General features: G+C 38.9%; 20 protein-coding genes and 1 pseudogene. 15 read left to right on the top strand and 6 right to left on the bottom strand.

Translation table 11 applies throughout. From position 1 onward, the window contains the following. Positions 1-308 (top strand): annotated as a pseudogene (locus tag B0184_RS10695) (phage tail tip fiber protein); the annotation flags it as partial. Here B0184_RS10695 and B0184_RS10240 read toward each other — a convergent pair. Together B0184_RS10240 and B0184_RS10235 are read right to left on the bottom strand one after the other, a co-directional pair. Then, positions 305-577 (bottom strand): HigA family addiction module antitoxin, encoded by a 273-nt coding sequence (locus B0184_RS10240; protein ID WP_005707905.1) that lies wholly within the window; start codon positions 575-577, stop codon positions 305-307. The pseudogene B0184_RS10695 and the gene B0184_RS10240 overlap by 4 nt on opposite strands. 8 nt (positions 578-585) lie before the next feature. Then, positions 586-864 (bottom strand): type II toxin-antitoxin system RelE/ParE family toxin, encoded by a 279-nt coding sequence (locus B0184_RS10235; RefSeq protein WP_005707903.1) that lies wholly within the window; start codon positions 862-864, stop codon positions 586-588. Positions 865-943: 79 nt separating this feature from the next. Between B0184_RS10235 and B0184_RS10230 the strand changes: the two genes are divergently transcribed. The 13 genes from B0184_RS10230 to cmoB all read left to right on the top strand — a co-directional run bounded on the left by B0184_RS10230 (position 944) and on the right by cmoB (position 10,253). Then, complete coding sequence (locus B0184_RS10230) at positions 944-1,333, top strand: hypothetical protein (RefSeq protein ID WP_039850995.1); 390 nt, start codon at positions 944-946, stop codon at positions 1,331-1,333. Positions 1,334-1,342: 9 nt separating this feature from the next. Next, complete coding sequence (locus B0184_RS10225) at positions 1,343-2,221, top strand: hypothetical protein (protein ID WP_005707908.1); 879 nt, start codon at positions 1,343-1,345, stop codon at positions 2,219-2,221. A 152-nt stretch (positions 2,222-2,373) separates the two neighbouring features. Then, positions 2,374-2,667: a hypothetical protein gene (locus B0184_RS10220; protein ID WP_078177647.1), complete on the top strand. Its 294-nt coding sequence runs from the start codon at positions 2,374-2,376 to the stop codon at positions 2,665-2,667. A 62-nt stretch (positions 2,668-2,729) separates the two neighbouring features. Further along, entirely contained in the window at positions 2,730-3,062 is a 333-nt protein-coding gene (locus B0184_RS10215) for a hypothetical protein (RefSeq protein ID WP_078177697.1), read from the top strand. After that, positions 3,062-3,223 carry a hypothetical protein gene (locus B0184_RS10570; protein WP_005709049.1) on the top strand — a complete coding sequence of 54 codons (162 nt, stop codon included), beginning with the start codon at positions 3,062-3,064 and terminating at the stop codon, positions 3,221-3,223. The genes B0184_RS10215 and B0184_RS10570 overlap by 1 nt, the downstream gene beginning before the upstream one ends. Continuing rightward, entirely contained in the window at positions 3,220-3,546 is a 327-nt protein-coding gene (locus B0184_RS10210; RefSeq protein ID WP_005709048.1) for a hypothetical protein, read from the top strand. Before B0184_RS10570 ends, B0184_RS10210 begins: the two co-directional genes overlap by 4 nt. Beyond that, positions 3,546-4,205 carry a hypothetical protein gene (locus tag B0184_RS10205; protein WP_078177695.1) on the top strand — a complete coding sequence of 220 codons (660 nt, stop codon included), beginning with the start codon at positions 3,546-3,548 and terminating at the stop codon, positions 4,203-4,205. The genes B0184_RS10210 and B0184_RS10205 overlap by 1 nt, the downstream gene beginning before the upstream one ends. Before the next feature lie 441 nt (positions 4,206-4,646). Further along, the gene (ycaO, locus tag B0184_RS10200; RefSeq protein ID WP_005707822.1) at positions 4,647-6,410 is read left to right on the top strand and encodes a 30S ribosomal protein S12 methylthiotransferase accessory factor YcaO; all 1,764 of its coding nucleotides are present in this window, start codon (positions 4,647-4,649) and stop codon (positions 6,408-6,410) included. 220 nt (positions 6,411-6,630) lie between these two features. Continuing rightward, entirely contained in the window at positions 6,631-7,071 is a 441-nt protein-coding gene (locus B0184_RS10195) for an HvfX family Cu-binding RiPP maturation protein (RefSeq protein ID WP_080351561.1), read from the top strand. A 34-nt stretch (positions 7,072-7,105) separates the two neighbouring features. After that, complete coding sequence (gene hvfA / locus B0184_RS10190; protein ID WP_005707799.1) at positions 7,106-7,393, top strand: oxazolone/thioamide-modified RiPP metallophore HvfA; 288 nt, start codon at positions 7,106-7,108, stop codon at positions 7,391-7,393. A 76-nt stretch (positions 7,394-7,469) separates the two neighbouring features. After that, positions 7,470-8,390 (top strand): HvfB family MNIO-type RiPP peptide maturase, encoded by a 921-nt coding sequence (locus tag B0184_RS10185; RefSeq protein WP_005707827.1) that lies wholly within the window; start codon positions 7,470-7,472, stop codon positions 8,388-8,390. Further along, positions 8,380-9,096, top strand: a complete 717-nt coding sequence (locus B0184_RS10180) for an HvfC family RiPP maturation protein (RefSeq protein ID WP_005707789.1) — start codon at positions 8,380-8,382, stop codon at positions 9,094-9,096. Before B0184_RS10185 ends, B0184_RS10180 begins: the two co-directional genes overlap by 11 nt. Positions 9,097-9,290: 194 nt before the next feature. After that, positions 9,291-10,253, top strand: a complete 963-nt coding sequence (gene cmoB / locus B0184_RS10175) for a tRNA 5-methoxyuridine(34)/uridine 5-oxyacetic acid(34) synthase CmoB (RefSeq protein WP_005707797.1) — start codon at positions 9,291-9,293, stop codon at positions 10,251-10,253. Between the two features lie 47 nt (positions 10,254-10,300). Here cmoB and B0184_RS10170 read toward each other — a convergent pair whose 3' ends face one another. From B0184_RS10170 to exbB, 4 genes are all read right to left on the bottom strand, one after another. Next, entirely contained in the window at positions 10,301-10,807 is a 507-nt protein-coding gene (locus tag B0184_RS10170; RefSeq protein WP_005707813.1) for a DUF2301 domain-containing membrane protein, read from the bottom strand. A 105-nt stretch (positions 10,808-10,912) separates the two neighbouring features. Beyond that, entirely contained in the window at positions 10,913-11,794 is an 882-nt protein-coding gene (locus tag B0184_RS10165; protein WP_005707802.1) for an energy transducer TonB family protein, read from the bottom strand. A 6-nt stretch (positions 11,795-11,800) separates the two neighbouring features. After that, positions 11,801-12,187 carry a TonB system transport protein ExbD gene (gene exbD / locus B0184_RS10160; RefSeq protein WP_005705711.1) on the bottom strand — a complete coding sequence of 129 codons (387 nt, stop codon included), beginning with the start codon at positions 12,185-12,187 and terminating at the stop codon, positions 11,801-11,803. Between the two features lie 30 nt (positions 12,188-12,217). Continuing rightward, positions 12,218-12,667 carry a TonB-system energizer ExbB gene (exbB, locus tag B0184_RS10155; protein ID WP_005707804.1) on the bottom strand — a complete coding sequence of 150 codons (450 nt, stop codon included), beginning with the start codon at positions 12,665-12,667 and terminating at the stop codon, positions 12,218-12,220. Positions 12,668-12,822: 155 nt separating this feature from the next. On the opposite strand from exbB, the gene glpE reads away from it, so the two are divergent. Further along, entirely contained in the window at positions 12,823-13,146 is a 324-nt protein-coding gene (glpE, locus tag B0184_RS10150) for a thiosulfate sulfurtransferase GlpE (protein ID WP_005707810.1), read from the top strand. The last annotated feature ends 38 nt before the right edge of the window (positions 13,147-13,184 follow it).

The raw sequence follows: 13,184 nt of genomic DNA, 5'->3' as shown, positions 1-13,184 counted from the left end.
GCAATGAGATTGTTGGTGGAACGATTGCGGGGAAACATATTGCAAGTAAGACCATCAATGCAGGTCATATTGTGAGTAAGTCTATTACGGCGAAAGAGTTGAATGTGGAAAGCTTGTCGGCGATTAGTGCGGATTTAGGCGCTATCACTGGTGGCTCGTTGAATATCAACAACCGCTTTAAAGTGAGCAATCAAGGGCAAATGGAAATGCGTGCTGCAGCAGGAAATGTGGGACTCGTCATCAACAATAATCAGATTATTGTGTATGACGAGAGAGGAAATGTACGGGTAAAAATTGGGCAGCTTTAGGCATAAATAGGCGTGATATGAAAAGTTTGATTTTGCTCAATTTGCCATAAATCATAATCAGCTTGCATACCAAGCCACATACTAGGGCTGTTATTTAACGCAAGTCCAATACGAGTTGCCATTTCTGGCGTAATAGCAGTTTTACCGTTAAGAATGCGAGAGAGTGAAATACGGGAAACCCCTAATTTTTGGGCAACTTCACCAATTTTCATTCCCTCAATATATTCTCTTAATACTAAACCTGGGTGTGGTGGATTGTGCATTTTCATAGTGCCTCCTAGTGATAATCTTGATAATCAACGATTTCAGCGTGTCCATTTTCAAATTTAAAGGTAATACGCCAGTTTCCATTTACGGTAATCGACCAATGCTCTTTGAGATTACCTTTTAATGGATGCAATCGCCAACTGGGTGCATTCATATCTTGCGGGCAAGTTGCACGATTGAGTGCGTCCAGTTGCAGTAGTAATTTTGTTGCGTGCTTGGCTTGAATACCTGCAGTAGAACCTGTGGTAAAAAAGAGTTCAAGCCCTTTGTGTTTAAACGATAGAATCATTTTAGCCTCTTTGTATATAGTGAGTATACAACTTTTAAAAGAGGTTTGTAAAGTAACTCGATACAAGAAAGGAGAAAATATGATAGTTGCAATTTTAATTGTAGTGATTTTGTTAGCAGTCTTAGGACTGCTTTTTTATTGGCTAAAAATTAAGAAAAGCGTTAAGGCTAAGGAGGAAAATGTGAATTATGGAGTGAGCGTAGTAAATCATCATGGACAATTAGTTAATATTACGGATAGACCTATAATGATTTCTGACGTAATAAATGTTTTATATAACTTATCTGGAAGTAAGAAGTTCAATAAAAATATCTCTTCTATTTCTGTAATGGCTAATTATGAGTTTGATGTTGAATATGATGGTAAAGCAATTCAAGTGACTCATTCTGGTGATACAGTGTTTTGGAACTGGGTTCCAGCAAAAGCTTTAAAAACGAATTCAGTATCAATATTTGTATTTTATAATTAAGGAGCTTATATGAATCACTATGGAATATCAACAAACAATTTACCTATATTTCTGGGGAGTGAATGTGTTGTTGAACATGTAAAAACCTTACGCTTGCAATATAAAAATATTCAACATGACCCATCAATGCATATTGACGCTTTTACTAATAATATTGAGCAAGTAAAGAAAATATATCAAGATGAAGGGTGGGTAGACATTTCTTTAAATACTCTAGATTTAAACAACTTATTCGCATTTATTGGAGAGCAGAATTACCATTCAGTGAAAACATCTGTCATAACAGAAGAGTATCCCATGCCTATAAAGCCAATAAAATTTAGACATTTAAATGGAAAAACTCAAGCTAGAATAGCTGTTCATACCCGACTTCCTTGGGGAGCTTCTGGACATAACCCAGAAGGATTTGTAGAAATTTTTATTTATCATAGATCATCAAATATAACTCCAGAAAAAGGGTATGGAATACATATTTATAATGAAAATGGTGCATTAAGGTATAAATCAGGATTAAAACTTTTAAATAATATCCGAGTTTTACCAGTAAATTTTACTCATCATAAAACATTAGCAAATAGTTTTAATAGCTCTTTTGAATTAGATAAGAATCCTATTTTTAAAAATCCTATTGGAAAGAATATTGCTGTGATGCAGACTTGTAATTTTATTTACACAGAGTGTTATAAAGTAAATAGAAATTGGTATTACTACGGAAGTATCTTGACACCTGTTTTAACAATTGAAGGGAAAATTGAATTCCAGAAAAGTGAAAGCTTTAGTATTTCTGGATATAAAAGAAATTATCCTAGCTATGCTAAAGGCGGCGAGTACCTAGATAATATCACAGCTGTTAATCAGGTTCTAGTTATTGATAAACCTACTGACTAAAACCAAATTCTTAACTAAAGCAGAAAATTATTTAATCGATGAAGTAGTGATGAAATTGATTGATTTAATCGACCCACAATAATACTTATTTTTCCATCAAACCCCGAAGGTAAAACCTATCGGGTTTTTATTATCTCAACAAGGAGTCCTTTATGGCAACATTCAACAAAATCTTAAACCCAGTCTATTCAACTATCTCTGGTTTCACTATGAACTCAGACGGCTCAATGAACGTGACTTACGCCATCGGCACAGGCACGGAAGAGGCGGAACAAATCACCGAATTTCGACCGCTTGTGACTGAGTACAAATACCTAGATAGCACACAAGCACACGCCATTATGTTCGCCCCGCTCACACAGGGTGATATTGGCAAATCGTTCCAAGATTTAATGCTCAACCGTATTTACAGCTATATGAAAGAGCAGGGAATGATTGAGGTGTAAAACTTTTCTTAAAACAAACCGCTTGTCGCTCTTGTTGCAAGCGGTTTTCTTTTGGAGAAAAAATGGAAAACGTTAATTTAGAAATGATACGCGGCGATGATGATGGCTGGACGTTTGAAGTCCTTGAAGAATCGCCAACGCTTGAGCTAACACAATGTCGCTTTGACTTACATATCAAACCCGGCAAAGGTAGCATTATCAAACTCTCAAGCGAAACAGGCGAAATTACGACTGAAGGTAACTTAATTCACGTAGTAATCGCACACAGCAAAACCGAAAACGTGACTTGGGAACAAGCACAATGGGATTTGCAATGTATCGACCCAAACCAAAAAGTTACTACCCTTGTTGGTGGTGATTTCACGTTAATTCCCGATATTACGAGGAACGAATAATGCAAAAAATCGCTATCCGCATTCGTGATAAACCCCAAATTCACGTACGACTTTGGACTAAAAAGCCAATTAAAATTAAAGTAGCGAAATTGGCAATTGCACAGCCAGTTATCCCTCCTTTATCCGATTTAATTCTCAACTACAAAATAGGACGACTATGACAACACAAACTATTCAACAATTATTGACCGAGTTTGCTCAATACTTAGGCGAGCAAGATAAAGCGATTTTGGTTCAAATTGAGACAAAGATAACCCAGCTTAAAAATGACCTGTTAGGCGGTGAGGTATCAGCCGATTTAGACACATTTAGGGAGCTGGCAGAAGAGTTACGCAAACTCAAAGCAAGTGGAAGCAGTGCCCCTGAGGCATTAACCACTAAACTGACAGAATTTAAACAGAGTTTAGATGGAGTGATTGAGCAAATTAACGCCTTAAAAGCAATGGACTTAAAGGCAGCTTATCAACGTGGGAAAAATAGCTAATGGACCTTTTACAACAACTGCCCGATGTCATAGAACAAATCGGGCGAGATATTAAAGCCATAACCGTTGTGCTTGGTGTAGGTCGGCCTGACAAACCTACTACAACGAATGGCAAAATAACAGGCGATGAACCCAATGGGACTATCTATGAGTCGTCAGATGGCGGTCGAGTAGGTGCATGGAAATGGCAAAAACGGAATGGGAAATGGGTGGTTACCGATGGTGATACAGGTTTAGTTAATGCTGTAACGAAAAACTTAAAGCCTGGCGCTTATATTAAATTCCGCAGGCAAGGCAACTTTGTGACTTGTCACATGGGGGGGCTGTCTTGGGGGCTGTTTGGTTATTTAGGCAAAACAGAAAAAGGGTATCTACCAAGACAGCCAGGAAGGGTTGAAGTTATTGGTACAAGTGGGATTCCTCTTGGCTTTAGAGCTGATGAATCTTGTGGATTTAGCTTATATGATGATGACACCAATCGAGCCGTTGCAGGTATTTATGTGGGAGGGGTAGGCGATGCTAATTTTATGCGATTCACGCCTTATCACGCAGATCCTAAAGTAAAAGGCAATGAGGCAATACCTGACATTGGACCAAAAAATCTAAGACCGCCAGCGATGGTATGGCCAACGTCAGACCCTTGGCCTGATAGAGTTTAAAGTAATTTTATATGTCTAAATTTGAACGCCAACCGCTCGCATTCTGAGTGGTTATTTTAGGGCAACCAGCACAAAAGCACACTGGTTAAAGTGAATAAAGATGAAGTGGTTAAAAAATGGGAGGGAAGCACGAGAAATCATTGTGTCAAAATTGTGACATAAATTTAATAAAATAAGGGTTTTATATGTAATTATTTACATATAAATACAAGATGATTAGCCTTGCAAGTCTTTGTTTTATAAAGTTATTTTATTTATTTTGATTTATATAGTTAAGCCCTTCTAAGGCGTGGGTCAAAGGTTCGAATCCTTTAGGGCGTGCCATTTAATTGTACCTTTTTAAATATTGTAGTAAGCGGTTTGATTTCACAATTTTTTTACTTATTTCTTGTGAAATTTGCTAGAATAGCCCGATTTTAACGACCTTTGATAAGGTAAATTATGTCTGAACAAACTTTTATTACAGGGAAAGATGCAGCCCTTGAAGAGAGCATCTCAACCTTCCAACACAAATTAAAAACGCTTGGCTTTAATATTGAAGAAGCCTCTTGGTTAAACCCTGTGCCGAATGTTTGGTCGGTGCATATTCGTGATGCGGACTGCCCACAATGTTTCTCAAACGGTAAAGGTGCGAGCAAAAAAGCGGCGCTCGCTTCTGCATTAGGCGAGTATTTCGAGCGTTTATCTACCAACTATTTCTGGGCAGATTTCTATTTAGGGCAAGAGATGGCAAATAGCGATTTCGTACATTATCCGTCTGAAAAATGGTTCACGATTGAAGATGAAGCCGTGCCACCGATGGAGATGATGGACGATTTCTTATGGGAATACTTTGACCCGAACGGCGAACTTACCCCTGAATTATTGGTAGATTTACAATCGGGCAACTACGACCGTGGGATTGTTACCCTACCTTACGTTCGCCAATCGGACAACCAAACGGTTTATATTCCGCAAAGCATTATCGGAAACTTATTTGTGTCAAACGGCATGTCAGCAGGTAACACCAAAAACGAAGCCCGAGTGCAAGGGATATCGGAAGTGTTCGAGCGTTTTGTGAAAAACCGCATTATCGCAGAAGCGATCAGCTTGCCTGAAATTCCGCAATCGGTGATCGATGGCTACCCAACCATCAAAGCCTCTATTGAAAAATTAGAGCAAGAAGGCTTCCCAATCCTTTGCTACGATGCCTCACTTGGCGGCGAATTCCCTGTGATTTGTGTGATTTTGCTCAACCCACAAAACGGCACTTGCTTTGCATCTTTTGGTGCGCACCCGAACTTCCAAGTGGCGTTCGAGCGTACCATAACCGAGCTTTTACAAGGTCGTAGCTTAAAAGATTTAGACGTGTTCTCGCCACCTTCTTTCAATAATGAAGATGTTGCTGATCACGCTAACCTTGAAACCCATTTCATCGACTCAAGCGGTCTGATTTCGTGGGATCTTTTCAAAAAAGAGGCGGACTACCCGTTCGTTCATTGGGATTTCTCAGGCACAACCGAGCAAGAATTCCATAATTTAATGGCAATCTTCAACAAATACGAACAGCCAGTTTACATTATGGATTACGAGCATTTAGGCGTTTACGCTTGCCGTATCCTTGCCCCTGGTATGTCGAACATTTACCCAAGCGATGATTTGATTTACGCGAACAACAATATGGGGATGGATTGGCGAGAAATTCTGTTAGATCTGCCTTATTTCCATCACGATGCGGAAACGTACCAAGAATTATTGGACGAATTAGACGAACAAGGCATCGACGATTTAACCCGTGTCCGTGAGTTTATCGGTATCGTTGCCGAGAAAGGTTCAGCAATGCAAACCTTACGTATTGGCGAGCTGAAATCTATGCTTCACTTAGCTCTAGGCAATTTAGAACAAGCGTTAGACTGGGCAAACTGGACGGCAAATATGAACGCTTCCGTCTTCACTGCAGAACGCAACAACTATTACCGCTGCTTAATTCAAACCATCGAATTATTCCTCGATGAAAACCGCAAGCCTGAACAATATCGTGCAGTTTTTGAGAAAATGTACGGTAAACAAGCGGTTGAATTTGCATGGAATGCTGCACATGGTGGTAATCCGTTCTATGGCTTAACTGCTTCTGATGAAGCTTTAGAAAATATGCCAGCTCACCAAAAACTCTTGGACGCTTATCGCAAATTACAACGTGCAAAAATCACTCCAATTACACGTTAATTATTAAAAGATAAAAGGGCAAAGATCATTAGAATCTTTGCCCTTAATGTTATCTGCATTTTTGCAAAAAATAATATTTTCGATTTTTTGAAAAAAAAGTGTAAGAAAAAAGACTTATCTCCGACTAATAGAATAACTGGGAAACATTTCCTAGCATAATGAACTAAATAATTTCATAAAATAGGTAGTCAATAAGAGGAAAAAGATGAAAGATTGTAAGATGCAAGGTATCAGCAGCGGCGTGAGTTTATTGATTTTACGCTTTTTTCTTGCATGGGAGTTTTTAGAGGCAGGGCTAGAAAAATGGAATGGTCAAAATTGGTTTACTGAAATACAAGATCGTTTTCCTTTTCCGTTTAATCTTATTCCTGCTGATATTAATTGGCACGTTGCAATGGGGGCAGAATTAATTCTCCCTTTCTTGCTAATATTCGGGGTACTAACTCGTTTTAGTGCATTAGGTTTAACGATTTTAATCTCTGTTGCGTGGTATAGTATTCACGCTGATTCAGGTTATAACGTTTGTGATAATGGTTATAAATTACCATTAATTTATGTGGTAACTTTATTAATCTTAATTACGCAGGGAGCAGGGAAACTCTCTTTAGACACGCTTATTAAGAAGGTTTATCCAACTAAAAGCTGGTTAAAATTCCTCTAACTATATATTCAAGATCAAACTCTAGGAGACTTAAATGAAAAAATTATCTACTTTAGCCGCATTAGCTGGAGCATTAACGATGACAGTAGCTACTGCTGCACACGCTGAATCAAAATCAAGCAGTACGGATAAAGCTGCAACACCTTGTGTAGGTGATAAATGTGTGAAAACAAAAGCTGCAGAAGGTAAATGCGGAGAAGGCAAATGTGGTGCAAACGAAACAAAAGCCGCAGAAGGTAAATGTGGTGAAGGTAAATGCGGTGCGAGCCAACCAAAAGCTGCAGAAGGTAAATGTGGTGAGGGTAAATGCGGTTCTAAATAATCGTATTTAAATCTAGATGCCATAATAACACTGGTGTAAATTTACGCCAGTGTTGTATTAAAAGGAATAAAGAATTATGTTACAAGGTGCAGGATTAGGATATCGTCGAGATTTAGCAGATGATTTTTTGAATTTATCATCAAATAATGCGATTCAGTTTATGGAAGTTGCTCCAGAAAATTGGGTAAAAATGGGGGGAGCTGCTCGTTATAAATTTGATCAGGCAGCGGAAAGATATCCACTTGCGGTACACGGACTATCACTTTCATTAGGCGGGCAAGCACCACTTGATCGCGAGTTATTAAAAAATACTAAAGCATTAATGACTCAATATAATTCGACATTTTTTTCTGAACATTTGAGTTATTGTGAATGTGAAGGGCATTTATATGATTTATTACCTATGCCATTTACTGAAGAAGCTGTAAAACACGTAGCACAGAGAATCCGCTATGTGCAAGATTTTTTAGGATTACAAATTTCATTAGAAAACACCTCTTATTATTTACACTCTCCCACCAGCACAATGAATGAAGTAGAATTTTTAAATGCTATTGCACAAGAAGCGGATTGTGGTATTCATTTAGATGTAAATAATATTTATGTAAATGGCGTCAATCACGGTTTACTTGATCCTTATGTTTTTTTAGATCAAGTAGATGTGAAACGTGTTAATTACATTCATATTGCAGGACATGATGAAGAACATTCTGCAGCACAAGTTGTGGAGAATTTAGAAGGAGAATCATTTAATAAAATAAAAGGGGCATATCGCCATTTACCAGAATTATTAATTGATACGCACGGTGAAGCAGTAAAAGGTACTGTGTGGGATTTATTAGAATATGCCTATCAACGACTACCCGTCATTCCACCAACATTATTAGAGCGTGATTTCAACTTTCCTCCATTTGCAGAACTTTATGCTGAAGTTGAACATATTGCACAACTACAGCAAAAATATGCTCAAAAAGAGGTAATATCCTATGCAGCCTAAACCTTCGCTTATTGAAACACAAAAAGCACTTGCCACAGCCGTTCGATTGGCTCATGCTCAACCTCTAAATGGTTATGCTCCGAATCGCCTCGCTGTTTACGCTCGCTTAGTTCGAAATAACATCTTTGGTTTTATTGACCGTTGTTTTGTTGAAGCACCTAAACACGTTTCTGCTGAGAGTTGGTCTCAGACAAAAGAAGCGTTTGTATTAACAGGAAAATCACATTCGCCTTATTTTCAAGATATTGCTGGAGAATTTCTCTTATTTTGTCAAGAAAAAGAGAGTTTTGATGCCAATATACTGGCATTGATGGATTTTGAAAATACACAATTACTTGCAGAAGTTTCTTTAGCAAAAGTACCTGAAAAATTTGAGTGGGATAAGCATAGCGTAATGCAGTTATCTGATGCCGCTTATTTAAAACGCTATGAAGTCGATTTTTTATCAAGCAATTTTAAACAATTTGATGAAAACCCTATACAAGCTGTTATATGGCGGGATAGCGATTTTAATATTCTGCAACAACGCTTATCTGAACTTGACTTTTGGCTATTAAGTTATATACAAGAACAACCTTCGTCTTTAGAAGAGGTATTATCTGCCTTAAACACTGTAGTTGAAGATAGCACCCCCTTAATTCCATTATTGGAAAACACTTGGGTGAATTGGATTAATGCTGAAGTGCTTTATCCTAAAGAGGGATAAATTTTGTTCAGAAAAACGTATTCCAATATTAGATAGGTGAAAAAGAAATCTTTTTCACCTAATTTTTATTAGGGCAATATCTTATCACGCCTTAACGTCATTTCTCCCTAGAACTTACTTACAAGCGGTAATTTTTTTAGCTTTTCTAACAAAGTTTGTTAAAATGCCTTATTCTTTTTTACGCTTGATTCTATATGATAGACTTCCGTCCTTTTTATAAACAAATTGCCACTACAAACCTCTCTGCGTGGCTCGAAACACTTCCCGCCCAGCTCAAAGCGTGGGAAAAAAACACCCACGGCGACTATGCCAAATGGGCAAAAATTGTCGATTTTATGCCAAATTCGACCGCTTGCATTAACCTGAAAGATAAAGTGGAATCCATTCCAACCGAACCGCTTTCAGCAGGCGAAATTCAACGCATTACCCATCACTTAAAACAACTGATGCCATGGCGAAAAGGCCCGTATCACCTGCACGGTATTCATATCGACACCGAATGGCGTTCTGATTTTAAATGGAATCGTGTGCTGCCACACCTTGCACCGCTAAAAGATCGCATGATTTTAGATGTAGGTTGTGGTAGTGGTTATCATATGTGGCGAATGGTGGGCGAAGGGGCAAAAATGGTGGTAGGCATTGACCCAACCGAGCTATTCCTCTGCCAATTTGAAGTGGTACGCAAACTCTTAGGCAACGATCGCCGAGCGAACTTGATTCCGCTTGGTATTGAGCAAATGCAACCGCTTGCGGCATTCGACACAGTGTTCTCAATGGGCGTACTATATCACCGAAAATCACCGCTAGATCATCTTTCCCAGCTTAAAGCGCAACTGATGAAAGGGGGCGAACTAGTCCTCGAAACCTTAGTGATTGATGGCGATGTGAACACCTGCCTTGTGCCTGCCGATCGTTATGCGAAAATGAAAAACGTCTATTTTATTCCATCTGTACCGTGCCTAATTAACTGGCTAGAAAAAGTTGGCTTTAAGAATGTGCGATGTGTGGATCAAGCCGTAACAACACTTGAAGAGCAACGCAAAACCGATTGGTTAGAAAATGAGAGTTTGGTGGATTTCTTAGACCCGACAGATCACAGCAAAACCATTGAAGGCTTATCTGCACCGAAACGTGCTGTAATTTTGGCGAATGCTTAAAATATAAACCCCTAGCGTAAAAAATTGAGATGCTAAGGGTTTTTTATTTAAACCTGATATTTCGTTTTATCTCCAATATCAAAATACAATGGCATTCGCCATTTTTGAATGGAGAGGATGAGTAATAGGATGCTAATAATCACTGAGAAAATTTGAACGAGTACAAGTTGCTCAAAGACAAAAGCAAACCAAAGCACGGCAACAAAAATCGGTTGAAAATTTAATCCAAAAACACGAAAGCAGAAATACTCTTTATAACTCAGCCCGCCAACAACCAGTAGCATTGCCCCCAATGCAAGTATTGGCACACCGAAGATAAAGCAAAGTAACCCTATCCATACCGCAAATTGGAAAATTAGGCGAAATTGTTTGAGGTACAAATGCAAAGATGAACCAAGCATTGTGCCTGCAAGCAACAAGCCTTTTAATGCAAAGCCTGATTGATAAGGCAGTAATAAGACGGCAAGCGTCGCTAGCACAAAGCCTGAGCGGTAAATAATTACGGTAAGATAATCCCAAAAATCCATCGGAGATTTGATATGTGGATCTGCCATTTGTTTTTCCTTAAATAAATATGTAAAACTAAGCGGTGAGATTCTGCAAGTTTTTGCAAAATGTCACCGCTTGATGATAGCACTTAAGCTCACAATGATGAATGATTACTCAATCGAGAATTTTACTGGTACCGTCACGTGATTTGGGAAACCTGCTGGCGGCGGTGATGTTTTCGTCGATTGTGCGGCTTTAACTGCGGCAGCATCTAAGTTGCTATTACCTGATGAGCTAACCACACTCACGTTTGTTAATTGCCCCGCTGGAGAAACAGTAAAACTAAGTGTTACCGTGCCCATTTTTCGCATCATTCGTTCACGCGTTGGGTAAGCATTATTTGCTTGACGTTGTAAGGCTCGCTGTAAAACGGATTTATAGGCATTAATTTCAGTACCTGAAACCACTGATCCATTACCTACACCACTGCTGTCATTCCCTTTCGCTGCATTGCCATTTTCAGCACCTTTGGAGGAGCCTACATTCCCTTTTCCATTTTGGCTACCATTCACAACACCTTCTTTTGGTGTTTGGCTTTGAGGGATATTCGGTTGGGCTTTTGCCACAATGCCTTGTTTAACTTCTTTGCCTTTTTCCAATGCTTTAACTGGTTTTTCAACTTTTTTCGGCTTCTCTTTTGGTGGTTCTTTTGGTTTTGGTGGCTCTTTGGGTTTCTCTTTTTTCACCACTTTTTTAATCGGCTCAGGCTCTGTGATAGGGTCTGGCTTCGGCTCTTCTATTTTTTCCTCTGCCTTTTCTTCAGGCTTTGCCTCTTCTTCTTTCACTGTTTCATCGACATCTGGTGCAACGGCAACTTGTGGTTGTTCAGCTACACCCGCTAACATTTCCATTGAAATGCTACTGACTTCTTGCATATCATCAATCTGATCACTAAGCACGGTTTGCTTGGTTGCAATTAAAATCGCACTGACAATCACAGTATGAAAGACGATAGAACCTGCCAAGCCGATGCGAGAATTTCGTTTATTCATATCGCCCTACTTGCCGTTATCTTTACGGGTCATAATTGCAACATTTTTGATTTCGCTCGCAGCCAATAAATCCGTAAGCTCTACGAATTTATCAAAACGCACCGCACCATCCACTTTCAGCGTGACTTTTTGGTCTTTCGCCCAAGTGCCGATTTCATTTTTTAGCTGCTCGGTATCGACAGGCTGGTCATTAAAGAAGAATTGGTTCTCAGCAGTAATGGTCACCAGTTTCGCTAAATCATCTGCTTTTACAGTTTGTGTAGTGCTTGCTTTCGGCACATTAACCTGAATTTTCCCTTGTGAAATAAATGAGGCGGTAACTAACACAATGGCCAGCAACACCAACATAATATCAATGAAAGGAATGATGTTAATTTCATCAAATTTTTTCATGGTAAACCTCGTAAATTTTTTGACCGCTTATTAAGCTGCTTTACGAGCGTGTAATGCTTGCCATTTTAATTTGTTTTCATCTACTTTACGGTTGAAACCGCTGTAGAACATCATCGCAGGAATCGCGACTAAAATACCCGCGGCAGTTGCTTTTAATGCGAGTGATAAATGCACCATTATTGACGCTGCATCAATGTCCCCTCCTGCGTGCCCCAATTCGTAGAAGGTAAGAAGAATACCAATTACCGTACCTAATAAACCGATATAAGGTGCGTTTGCACCGATGGTTGAAATGGTAGTGAGATTGGTTGTGAGGTCAATTTCGAGTTCCTCTTGAGTTTGGTAGCTCTTCACATCTAAGCTTTTGTAAAACATAATGCGTTCGATGATTTTCCAAACCAGCACAACACTCATCAATGATAATAAGCCTAAAATGATATAGTCGATGTAGTTTTGTAGAAATTGAAATAGTTGATCCATAAGTTCCTCAATCCTTAAAATATAAAGGGAATTTTGTTGCAGTTGAAAATAGTTCTTAATTATACGCAACATTTTCGGAAATTCAACTTGAAATAATAGGAATTCTTACTCTTATTTTGTGGTATATTTCAGCAATTTTTTATTTCGAGGATAAAATGGAAACCTTTACAGAAATTACACCAGAACAGGCATTTGAATTAGTTGAAAATGAAGGCGGTACGCTTTGCGATATTCGCGATGCCCGTCGTTACGCTTATAGTCACGCCCAAGAAGCTTTTCATTTAACCAATGAAAGTTACGGGCATTTGTTAGATGAAGTCGATTATGACGAGCCGTTGATTATTATGTGTTATCATGGCGTGAGTAGTCGTAATACTGCTCAGTTTTTAGTTGAGCAGGGTTTTGAGCAAGTATATAGCGTAAAAGGCGGTTTTGACGGCTGGGTGCATGCGGGCTTGCCTATTGAAACGGCATATTAATACCCCAATATGTTGAGCATTCCTCAACATCAAAAGAA

The organism is Haemophilus paraphrohaemolyticus, from assembly GCF_002015045.1.
Lineage (GTDB): Bacteria > Pseudomonadota > Gammaproteobacteria > Enterobacterales > Pasteurellaceae > Haemophilus_A > Haemophilus_A paraphrohaemolyticus.
Note: the sequence above shows the minus strand (reverse complement) of the source record. Positions and strands in the feature narration are given on the sequence as shown.

Bases quoted from the DNA above. Each gene is read 5' to 3' on its own strand.
- B0184_RS10205 (WP_078177695.1), top strand. From the start codon at position 3,546: ATGGACCTTTTACAACAACTGCCCGATGTCATAGAACAAATCGGGCGA.
- B0184_RS10195 (WP_080351561.1), top strand. From the start codon at position 6,631: ATGCAAGGTATCAGCAGCGGCGTGAGTTTATTGATTTTACGCTTTTTT.
- B0184_RS10225 (WP_005707908.1), top strand. From the start codon at position 1,343: ATGAATCACTATGGAATATCAACAAACAATTTACCTATATTTCTGGGG.
- exbD (WP_005705711.1), bottom strand. From the start codon at position 12,187: ATGAAAAAATTTGATGAAATTAACATCATTCCTTTCATTGATATTATG.
- B0184_RS10220 (WP_078177647.1), top strand. From the start codon at position 2,374: ATGGCAACATTCAACAAAATCTTAAACCCAGTCTATTCAACTATCTCT.
- B0184_RS10210 (WP_005709048.1), top strand. From the start codon at position 3,220: ATGACAACACAAACTATTCAACAATTATTGACCGAGTTTGCTCAATAC.
- ycaO (WP_005707822.1), top strand. From the start codon at position 4,647: ATGTCTGAACAAACTTTTATTACAGGGAAAGATGCAGCCCTTGAAGAG.
- B0184_RS10570 (WP_005709049.1), top strand. From the start codon at position 3,062: ATGCAAAAAATCGCTATCCGCATTCGTGATAAACCCCAAATTCACGTA.
- cmoB (WP_005707797.1), top strand. From the start codon at position 9,291: ATGATAGACTTCCGTCCTTTTTATAAACAAATTGCCACTACAAACCTC.
- glpE (WP_005707810.1), top strand. From the start codon at position 12,823: ATGGAAACCTTTACAGAAATTACACCAGAACAGGCATTTGAATTAGTT.
- B0184_RS10165 (WP_005707802.1), bottom strand. From the start codon at position 11,794: ATGAATAAACGAAATTCTCGCATCGGCTTGGCAGGTTCTATCGTCTTT.
- hvfA (WP_005707799.1), top strand. From the start codon at position 7,106: ATGAAAAAATTATCTACTTTAGCCGCATTAGCTGGAGCATTAACGATG.
- B0184_RS10215 (WP_078177697.1), top strand. From the start codon at position 2,730: ATGGAAAACGTTAATTTAGAAATGATACGCGGCGATGATGATGGCTGG.
- B0184_RS10180 (WP_005707789.1), top strand. From the start codon at position 8,380: ATGCAGCCTAAACCTTCGCTTATTGAAACACAAAAAGCACTTGCCACA.
- B0184_RS10185 (WP_005707827.1), top strand. From the start codon at position 7,470: ATGTTACAAGGTGCAGGATTAGGATATCGTCGAGATTTAGCAGATGAT.
- B0184_RS10170 (WP_005707813.1), bottom strand. From the start codon at position 10,807: ATGGCAGATCCACATATCAAATCTCCGATGGATTTTTGGGATTATCTT.
- exbB (WP_005707804.1), bottom strand. From the start codon at position 12,667: ATGGATCAACTATTTCAATTTCTACAAAACTACATCGACTATATCATT.
- B0184_RS10230 (WP_039850995.1), top strand. From the start codon at position 944: ATGATAGTTGCAATTTTAATTGTAGTGATTTTGTTAGCAGTCTTAGGA.
- B0184_RS10240 (WP_005707905.1), bottom strand. From the start codon at position 577: ATGAAAATGCACAATCCACCACACCCAGGTTTAGTATTAAGAGAATAT.
- B0184_RS10235 (WP_005707903.1), bottom strand. From the start codon at position 864: ATGATTCTATCGTTTAAACACAAAGGGCTTGAACTCTTTTTTACCACA.